9 protein-coding genes and 2 tRNA genes are annotated in these 8687 nt (G+C 68.1%); 8 read left to right on the forward strand and 3 right to left on the reverse strand.

What is annotated here, in order from left to right:
- A partial coding sequence (locus VKH46_12155) for a BACON domain-containing carbohydrate-binding protein (GenBank protein ID HKB71591.1) occupies positions 1-519 on the forward strand: 519 nt, incomplete at its 5' end.
- Between the two features lie 148 nt (positions 520-667).
- On the forward strand, positions 668-1045 hold the full coding sequence (locus VKH46_12160; GenBank protein ID HKB71592.1) for a hypothetical protein: 378 nt from the start codon (positions 668-670) through the stop codon (positions 1043-1045).
- Between the two features lie 744 nt (positions 1046-1789).
- Here the strand turns inward: VKH46_12160 and VKH46_12165 are convergent.
- Together VKH46_12165 and VKH46_12170 are read right to left on the reverse strand one after the other, a co-directional pair.
- A tRNA-Arg gene (locus VKH46_12165) sits at positions 1790-1866 on the reverse strand.
- 306 nt (positions 1867-2172) lie between these two features.
- Positions 2173-2249: transfer RNA gene (locus tag VKH46_12170), tRNA-His, on the reverse strand.
- A 66-nt stretch (positions 2250-2315) separates the two neighbouring features.
- Between VKH46_12170 and modA the strand changes: the two genes are divergently transcribed.
- The 5 genes from modA to VKH46_12195 all read left to right on the forward strand — a co-directional run bounded on the left by modA (position 2316) and on the right by VKH46_12195 (position 6154).
- Positions 2316-3065 (forward strand): molybdate ABC transporter substrate-binding protein, encoded by a 750-nt coding sequence (gene modA, locus VKH46_12175; GenBank protein ID HKB71593.1) that lies wholly within the window; start codon positions 2316-2318, stop codon positions 3063-3065.
- Positions 3062-3712 carry a molybdate ABC transporter permease subunit gene (modB, locus tag VKH46_12180; GenBank protein HKB71594.1) on the forward strand — a complete coding sequence of 217 codons (651 nt, stop codon included), beginning with the start codon at positions 3062-3064 and terminating at the stop codon, positions 3710-3712. The genes modA and modB overlap by 4 nt, the downstream gene beginning before the upstream one ends.
- Positions 3703-4785, forward strand: a complete 1083-nt coding sequence (locus VKH46_12185) for an ATP-binding cassette domain-containing protein (protein ID HKB71595.1) — start codon at positions 3703-3705, stop codon at positions 4783-4785. The genes modB and VKH46_12185 overlap by 10 nt, the downstream gene beginning before the upstream one ends.
- A gap of 4 nt (positions 4786-4789) precedes the next feature.
- Positions 4790-5578 (forward strand): SDR family NAD(P)-dependent oxidoreductase, encoded by a 789-nt coding sequence (locus tag VKH46_12190; GenBank protein ID HKB71596.1) that lies wholly within the window; start codon positions 4790-4792, stop codon positions 5576-5578.
- Between the two features lie 216 nt (positions 5579-5794).
- Positions 5795-6154, forward strand: coding sequence for a hypothetical protein (locus tag VKH46_12195; GenBank protein ID HKB71597.1), 360 nt, complete (start codon positions 5795-5797; stop codon positions 6152-6154).
- Positions 6155-6773: 619 nt separating this feature from the next.
- Here the strand turns inward: VKH46_12195 and dapA are convergent.
- Positions 6774-7676, reverse strand: a complete 903-nt coding sequence (gene dapA / locus VKH46_12200; GenBank protein ID HKB71598.1) for a 4-hydroxy-tetrahydrodipicolinate synthase — start codon at positions 7674-7676, stop codon at positions 6774-6776.
- A 143-nt stretch (positions 7677-7819) separates the two neighbouring features.
- Between dapA and purD the strand changes: the two genes are divergently transcribed.
- The coding region (gene purD, locus VKH46_12205) for a phosphoribosylamine--glycine ligase (GenBank protein HKB71599.1) at positions 7820-8687 on the forward strand (868 nt) is incomplete at its 3' end.

Genomic DNA, 8687 nt, shown 5'->3' on the forward strand with positions numbered 1-8687 from the left:
GTGACGGTCAGCGCATCCCAAGGCTTACCATGGACCGCCGTAACGAACGACGGGTGGATCGCGATCACCTCGGGCAGCAGCGGAAGCGGCAACGGGACGGTGAATTATTCGGTGTCGGCGAATGCGAGTCCGACGCAGCGCACCGGCACGATGACGATCGCGGGGTTGACGTTCACCGTTACCGAGGCCGCGGCCACTGGCGGCGGTGGCGGCCTGTCTGCCTTTGACGGAACGTACGACATGACCGTCTGGTACAGCTACAATGGAACTCCGACATCCCAAACGGCGTCTCAATATTTCATCGTTACGAACGGCGCAATCTCCAGCAGCTTCGGAGACCTCGGCGGTTCCGTGCTCGACACCGCCGGCGATGTGCGATTCACGGGTCCGTGCCCGACCAACTCCAAGGGCGCTACGTATACCGGGCAACTGTTTGCCAGCAGTCCGAAGTCCGGTAACGGAGCCTATGTGTGCGGCGATGGGCTCACCAACAACTGGAGCGTCAGCAACGGCCGGTAGGAGTCGGGAAACCATCTTGACGTGGAGATCTGCTCTCAAGATCGGGCGTGAATAACGGCACCGATTTCTGAAGACATGTCTGAGGGAGATTGGGATGCAGTCGGAATGGTGATGCTAAACTTCACAGACTCTCGAAAGGAGAAAGTGAATGGCCAAGAATGTCCAGTCGATCATCGATGACCTGGAATCTGGATTAGCTGCGCTGAAGCTGCATTTCGAGAATCTCTCATCGGTCTTCGGTAATGAGAAGGCCGGCCCTGGTGGGAGAAAGGCGTCAGGGTCTCGTAATAGGAAGTCCCGGAAGTTTCAGGTGAACACGAGCCGACATGATCCGTACAAGAATTTCAAGTTCCGGGCGAAGAAGACTCGGAAGAAGCCGAGACTCTCGGCAGCCGTGAGAGCGCAGAGGAAACTTCAGGGTCAATACATGGGCAAAGTCAGGAGACTCCCGAAGGCGAAACAGGCTCAGGTGAAGAAGGTCAGGGAGACGAAAGGGTACGAGGCTGCTTTGAAGATGATGGGCTGATGTGCCCCGCTATTTCCTCGTCGCGCCACTCAGCGACCGAACCGGCGAGCTGAATGTTTTACCCGAGAGGAGTTCCTCTCGAGCTCTCCCTGGGGGCCGCTGGGTGCGACCGGGGTTTTCGCGATCCGAGCTCCGCGAGGTCGCGGACGCGTGCCCGCGGCCCGGGGGCGCCGGAGTCGTCGAGACCTTGGAGGGCGAGCGACGCAGGCCGTATCCAGCGCGCGACGTGGGTCGCAGCCGCGGAGCGGCCGACGCCACCAAGCGCCAAGCGCGCCGATCGCCGCGCACGCAGGGCGCGAGCCGATTGCGGAAAGTCTCCGCTCGGAGACATCTGGAGCAGCGCACTCGTGCGCAAGCCCTCCGAGCGGAGGAGGTCCGCGATCCGAGAGGCCGCCAGCAGTCGAGCGCCATAAGCGCGAGCTGTGCGCGCCGACATGGTGCACCCGGGCGGGCTCGAACCGCCAACCTTCAGCTCCGGAGGCTGACGCTCTCGCTCCGCCGGGCGGCTCGCGCCGCAGATCGGTCGCCTTGACGGGCGACCGAACCGGCGAGCTGAATGTTTTACCCGAGAGGAGTTCCTCTCGAGCTCTCCCGATTCCGGATCGGGCCCCGGAGCGGTCGAGGGTTTTACCCGAGCCGCGCAGGCACAACGCGATTAGTCTCCCCGAAGTAATCGAGGGGAGGAGGATCGCGTTGTGGGAGGCCGAGCGGTTCCAGCGAAGCGCGGCGCTCGGCCGACGGTATTGGTGCACCCGGGCGGGCTCGAACCGCCAACCTTCAGCTCCGGAGGCTGACGCTCTATCCAGTTGAGCTACGGGTGCAAAGAGCGAGTCGCGAAGTATAGCGCAGGGTTTTCGTTTCCGAATAGATTGCTTCCGCCTTCGCCCGAGGCTATGGCGGACACGTCGCTGCGCTCGCAATGACGCGGATCTTTTCCGGTCGCTCGCGATCCGAGCTCCGCGAGGTCGCGCCAGCTCTTTTCGACTTCGGGCCCCGGAGCGGTCGAGGCTTCCTAGCCGAGCCGCGCAGGCGCGACGCGAAAAGTCTCCCGAGTAACCGCAGGGAGGAGGTTCGCGTCGCGGGAGCCTTTGCGATCCGAGCTCCGAGAGCGTCGCAAAGGCGACGGATGGGGCGAGCGATGGGATTTGAACCCACGACATCCAGATCCACAATCTGGCACTCTAACCAGCTGAGCTACGCCCGCCGCAGCCGACGAGTCTACCCGAGCGCCCCGCCGGGAGCAATTGACGCGCGATAGACTGTTGCGCGCGTGCTCCGCGCAAAAGACCTTCTCGGCATCGGCATTCTCGCCCTCGTCGGCGCGGCCTCGCCGGCGGCGGCCAGGGGCGTTCTCACGGTCGCGGCGGCCGCCAACGCGCGTCCCGCCTTCGAGGAGATCCGCGCCGCGTTCGAGCGCCAATCGGGGATTCGGGTCGTCGTCTCCTACGGCGCGTCCGGCATCCTCGCCCGCCAGGTCGAGCAGGGCGCGCCGTTCGATCTTTTCCTGTCCGCCGATGAGTCGTTCCTTTCGCGCCTGGAGGAGCGGCATCTGGTCGCCCCCGGCCGGGCGGCTTACGCCGAAGGCACGCTCGTCCTGGCGACGGCGCCGGGGCGTCCGAAGTGCACGTCGATTCGCGATCTCCTCAACCCCGCGTTTGCTCGGATCGCCGTCGCCAAGCCCGAGATCGCCCCGTACGGACGGGCGGCGATCGACGCGCTGACCCGTTCCGGCGTGATCGACGGCGTGCGGCCGCGGCTCGTGTTCGCCGAGAACGTTCGGGACGCGCTTCGCTACGTCGAATCGGGCGATGCGGACGCCGGGTTCGCCGCCGAATCGGAGGCGCGCGAGACGCGTCTGGCGCGGTTCGCCGTCGCGCGCGAGCTCTACGCGCCGATCCGGCAGGAAGCGGCCGTCGTCGCGCGCTCCTCTCATCCGAACGAAGCCGCGGCTCTCCTTCGGTTCCTCCGCGGGCCCGAGGCGCGCGCGATCTGGGCGCGGCACGGATACCGGCTCCCGTGACCGTCTGGACGCCGCTCCTGCTGACCTTCCGGATCGCCCTCTGCTCGACGGCGCTCGCCGCCCTGTTTGGCCTGCCTCTCGCGCGCCGGTTCTCGCGGCGAGGCAACGCGTTCGCGGAGTCGACGCTCCTCCTTCCGCTCGTTCTCCCTCCCACGACGCTCGGCTGGTACCTGCTGCTCCTGCTCGGGCGCTCGACGGCGCTCGGGCGCTTCCTCGAGAGCCACGGCGTCCGGCTCGTCTTCGACTGGAAGGGCGCCGTCGTCGCCGCGGCCTGCGTGTCGTTCCCGCTGTTCTTCGTGACCGCTCGGACCGCGCTCGCCGCGGTCGACCCGCGATGGGAGGAGGCGGCCCGGCTCCTCGGCGCATCGGACGCGAAGGTGTTCGCGCGGGTGACGCTGCCGACGGCAGCCCGCGGCCTCGTCTCGGCGGCGGTCCTCGCTTTCGCCCGGTCGGTCGGCGACTTCGGAGCGACGCTGCTGGTCGCCGGCAACATCCCGGGCCGGACGCAGACCCTTTCGATCGCGATCTACGACGCGTTCTCGGCCGGCGACGACCGCCGGGCGGCGGCGCTCGTCGCGATCACGACGGTCCTGGCGTACGCCGCGCTGCTGGCGGCGCACCGGAGCATCCCGCGGCGATGGGAGTGATCTCCGCCTCGGTCCGCCTCCGGCGCGGCGATTTCGCAGCCGACGTGCGGTTCGAGAGCGACGCGCGCGCGCTCGCGATCTTCGGGGCTTCGGGAGCCGGGAAGACGACGTTTCTCGACGGCGTCGCGGGGGTGCGCCGTCCGGAGGAGGGGAGGATCGAGGTCCGCGGATCGACGCTCTTCGACTCCGACGCCCGGATCGACGTTCCTCCGCGCCGGCGACGCGTGGGATACGTCCGGCAGGCGGCGGACCTTTTCCCGGCGATGACCGTCGGCGAGAACATCGCCTTCGCGTCCTCCTGCCGGACCGGGGGCGGGTCCGGCGAAACGGCGGATGCGCTCGCGGTTCTCGGCGTCGCGCCCCTCCGGGAGCGCCGCCCGCGCGAGCTGTCCGGGGGCGAGATGCGGCGGGTCCAGATCGCCCGCGCGCTCGCGTCGTCTCCGGAGATCCTTCTTCTCGACGAGCCTTTCGCGAACCTCGACGCGGCGGCGCGGCGCGAGATCCTGCCGCTTCTCGCCCGGATTCCGCGCCTCTCGGGGGTCCCGACCGTTCTCGTCACGCACGACGTGGAGGAGGTCTTCGCGTTCGCCGACGAGGTCGTGGTCTTCGAGGGGGGGCGCGCCGTCGCGCAGGGGGAGCCCCTCGCCACGTTGTCCCGTCCCGGCTCGTGGGCCGTCGCGCGCATCGCCGGGGTCGAGAACTTCCTGCGCGGACGCGTCCGCGGGGCGGCCGCGGGAGGGGGAACCCTCGTCGAGTGGGAGGGCGCCGTCCTTCGAGCGCCCGAGGTGCAAGGGGCGGAGGGCGCCGAAGTCACCCTCGCGCTTTTCGCCGAGGACGTTCTGATCGCGCGCGGCCCGATCGAAGGTCTGTCGGCGCGGAACGCCCTTCCGATGCGGGTCGACTCGGTCGACGACGCGGGCGACTCGGTGCTCGTGATGCTCTCGAGCGGTCCGCGGCGGCTGCAGTCGCGCGTCACGCGAGACGCCCTTTCGGCCCTGCGAATCGTGCCCGGAGCGGAGGTCGCCGCCGTCTTCAAGTCGGCCTCGCTCCGCGTTCTCGAAGGTCTAAAATGACGCGATGAATCTCAGCGGCGGGGTCGTCTTGATCACGGGGGCCTCTTCGGGAATCGGCGAAGCGACGGCGCGGCTCCTCGCCCCTCTGGGCGCGCGGCTTTCGCTCGGCGCCCGCCGCGTCGAACGGCTCGAGCGGCTCGCGGCGGAGCTCGCCGCCACCCACGGCACCGAGTGTCTCTTCCATGAGATGGACGTCCGCGAAGTCGCGGATTGCGAGGCCTTCGTCGCCGCGACGGTCGAGCGATTCGGCCGCATCGACGTTCTCGTCAACAACGCCGGGCTCGCGCGCGGCCGTCAGTTCGTCGCCGAGGGGATCGAGAGCGAATGGGAAGAGATGATCGACACCAACGTGAAGGGGCTGCTCCACATGTCGCGTCTCGTCCTTCCGCGGCTCATCGCGCAGGACTCCGGGCACGTCGTCAACATGGGCTCCGTCGCGGGACACGGCGTTTACGAAGGAGGCTCCGTCTACTGCGCGACGAAGTGGTCCGTGAGGGCGATCTCGCAGGCGATGAGGCTCGAATTGAACGGGACGAACATCCGCGTCACGGAGATATGTCCCGGGCTCGTCGAGACGGAGTTCTCGATCGTCCGGTTCCATGGCGAGGAGGACCCCCGGGAGGCGAAGCAGAAATCGGACGAGGTGTACCGGGGGTTACAGCCGCTGACCGCCTCGGACATCGCCGACTGCGTCGTGTGGGCGCTCACGCGTCCTCCCCACGTCGACATCGATGAGATTGTGCTGCGTCCGATAGCGCAGGCCGGAATGGGAAAGGTCGCGAGGAAGGGATGATCGTGCGCCGCCGCAGCCAGGCTCGGGTCGATTGTCGTAACCCTTGGGGGCGCGGTCCGCTCAGTCGAATCGACCACGAGGCGCGTCGAGGCGCGAGCCCGGCGGGATGCGGGCGGTCGACCCGCGGCCGCGGCGTACCGGTGAGCCTACGGTAAGGCCGCGGGTCGCGGCGCTCGCGCCCGCCCGGCTCGAGGCATCGCCGCGCTGGAGATATCCATGAAATGGATCACCGCCCTCCTCGTCCTGATCGTCGTCGTCTGGTACGTGGCGACCCGGACGACGCTTCTCGACCGCGTCGTCAACAAGGACGTGATGAGCACCGAAGCGGTGATCCCGAAAGCGGAACGCGCCGCGGCCCGCGAGCGGGCGCGCGTGAACCAGGTGCAATCGGTCGAGAGCGCCGCGGCCGACCAGACGGTCTCCGTGACGATGACGCAGGACGAGGTTCACTCGATCTGGGGCGACCCGAACTCGAAGGAAAAGGACGCCAACGGCACCGAGACCTGGCGGTACGAGGCGATCGGGAAGAAGGTCGTCTTCCGGTACGGAAAGGTCTGGACGGTCGATCCCCTCTAGGCGCGGCGACTTGTCGCGCCGAAGCCTTGGCGAAGGCGGATGCATCGAGCCTAACGGGCGCGTGACCGTCGCGGGAGCTGGCTCGGGGGACGAGAGCGCGTGGCGGCGGCGCCGCTCGTCGAACGAGCGACTCGACGGCACCGCCGCCACCCCCTTCGCCGACGCTCCCGCTCCCGCATCGGGGAGCTTTCGCCTCGGTGACTTCGGGCGAAAGCTTTCCGCGATGCGAAGGGCCCCGAGCGACCTGGCCCTCATTAACCAATGCGGGTCGGGCGCCCGCATCCCGTCCGCCTTCGCCGAGGCTTCGGCGGATCAAAGCGTCGACTGCGTTATTGCCTCAGGCGACGTACTTGACGATCAATCCGCCATATCTCGTGAGAGCGACGGCGGATCGGGTTCGCGCCTCGCCGCGCTTTTGCGTCGACTGAACTGAATTCCTCGTACCAGAAGCTGGGTTGACCGGCGCGGCGACTTGTCGCGCCGAAGCCTCGGCGAAGGCGGATGCATCGAGCCTAACGGCGCATGTCGCCGGCCACGACGTACGCTCGCCGGTACGCCTTAGGCGCCGGGCGTCGGCCCGCATCTCGTCGGGTTCGCGTCCGGCCGCCGGTCGAGCAGGCTAGCCCCGCGCGCCGCGGCCCGCGAGCTTCAGGCTCCGCAGCACTTTCTCGATTCGCTTCCGGGACTCGTCCCGCACCGGCGCCAGCGGCAGCCGGAGCGTCTCGCCGCAACGACCCATCATCGCCAGCGCCGCCTTCATCGGTCCCGGACTCCGTTCGCAGTGGTTGACGTCGATCAGCGGGAAGTACTTCTGGTAGATCGCGCGGGCCTCTTCGTTGCGGCCGTCGAGGGCGGCGTGCACCATCTGCGCGATCGGCTCGGGGATCTCGTTGGCGGCGATCGAGAGGAGGCCTTTCATCCCGAGGCCGATGCCGGCGAGGGCCGTCACGTCGTCGGCGGAATAGACCGCGAAATCGGAGGGGAGCCGCGGTACGAGACGCGCGAGCCGGCGGAAGTTGGTCGAGCCATCGGCGATGCCGACGACGCGGGGAAGCTGCGCGAGCCGCACGATCGTCTCCGAGTCGAGATCTTCGCCGGTTCGCGTCGGGACGTTGTACAGGATGACCGGAAGCCGGGTCGAGTCCGAAATCGCCGTGAAGTGCCGGAAGAGCCCTTCGGGGCTGGGAAGGTTGTACGACGGGGTCACGGAGAGGATCGCGGACGCTCCGGCGGCGACGGCGTCGCGCGCCCAGAAGACCGACTTCGCCGTGTGGTTGCCTCCGGCGCCGGCCACGACCGGCACCCGTCCGTTCGTGATCTTGACGACGTGGGCGGTCACGGCCTTGCGTTCGTCGCCCGAGAGAGCCGGCGACTCTCCTTCCGGGGTGCAGGTGGCGAGGAAATCGATCCCCTCGGCGATCTGCCAGTTGACGAGCGACTCCAGAGCGGCGAAGTCGATCTTTCCGCGCTCGTCGAAGGGGGTCACGAGGGCGGTTCCGCAGCCGCGAAGCTCGAATTTCATGGGATCGAATCTATCGCATCCCGCAGAAACGGCGATACGGCGCGTGCGGGGGCGCAGGACGGCGCCGTCACGGAGGCGAATCGCCTTTCGGGAACGAATTCCCGAATGCGGTAAACTTCATCGCCGTCCATGAGCGCCCGCCGATGAAAGTTCTCCTCGTCGGATCCGGAGGGCGCGAGCATGCCCTCGCCGCCGCTCTGCGCGACGGCGGTTCGGCATCGGAGATCTTCGCGGCGCCGGGCAACGCCGGGATCGCGAAAATCGCCGACGTCGTTCCGATCTCCGCGGCGTCCGTGATCGAGCTCGCGGATTTCGCCCAGCGCGTCGGCGTGGGGATCACCGTGATCGGCCCCGAGCTCCCCCTGACGCTCGGGATCGTCGACGAGTTCCAGAAGCGCCGGCTGCCGATCTTCGGGCCGACCCGGCTCGCGACGGAAATCGAGGCGTCGAAGGTCTTCTCGAAGGAGCTCTGCCGGCGGGTCGGGATCCCGACGGCCCACGCCTGGATCTGCTCCTCGCGCGTCGAGGCGGAGCGGGCGCTCGCCGAGCTGGGCTTTCCGGCGGTCATCAAGGCGGACGGTCTCGCGGCGGGAAAGGGCGTGATGGTCGTCGCCACTCCCGACGAGGCGCGGGTCGCGCTCGGTCTGTTCTTCGACGAGAAGGTCTTCGGGACCGCCGCCGACCGGGTGCTCGTGGAGGAGTTCCTGGAAGGCGAGGAGGCTTCGTTCCTCGCGCTCTGCGACGGCAAGACGGCGCTCGCTCTTCCGACGGCGAAGGACTACAAGAAGGTCTTCGACGGCGATCGCGGCCCGAATACCGGTGGAATGGGCGCGCATTCCCCGGCGGGAGTGCTCGGCGGCGAGCAGGCGGCGGCGGTGCTGCGGGACATCGTTCATCCGGTGCTCTCGATGATGGCGCAGGACCATCGTGCCTTCTCCGGCGTGCTTTACGTCGGTCTGATGCTGACGGCGTCCGGTATGAAGGTCCTCGAATTCAACGCGCGGTTCGGGG

It is taken from the genome of Thermoanaerobaculia bacterium (assembly GCA_035260525.1).
Classification (GTDB): domain Bacteria; phylum Acidobacteriota; class Thermoanaerobaculia; order UBA5066; family DATFVB01; genus DATFVB01.

What these genes read in the sequence shown, in the direction of transcription:
- VKH46_12160 (HKB71592.1), top strand. Translation starts at nt 668, where the DNA reads ATGGCCAAGAATGTCCAGTCGATCATCGATGACCTGGAATCTGGATTA.
- VKH46_12195 (HKB71597.1), top strand. Translation starts at nt 5,795, where the DNA reads ATGAAATGGATCACCGCCCTCCTCGTCCTGATCGTCGTCGTCTGGTAC.
- VKH46_12190 (HKB71596.1), top strand. Translation starts at nt 4,790, where the DNA reads ATGAATCTCAGCGGCGGGGTCGTCTTGATCACGGGGGCCTCTTCGGGA.
- dapA (HKB71598.1), bottom strand. Translation starts at nt 7,676, where the DNA reads ATGAAATTCGAGCTTCGCGGCTGCGGAACCGCCCTCGTGACCCCCTTC.
- VKH46_12185 (HKB71595.1), top strand. Translation starts at nt 3,703, where the DNA reads ATGGGAGTGATCTCCGCCTCGGTCCGCCTCCGGCGCGGCGATTTCGCA.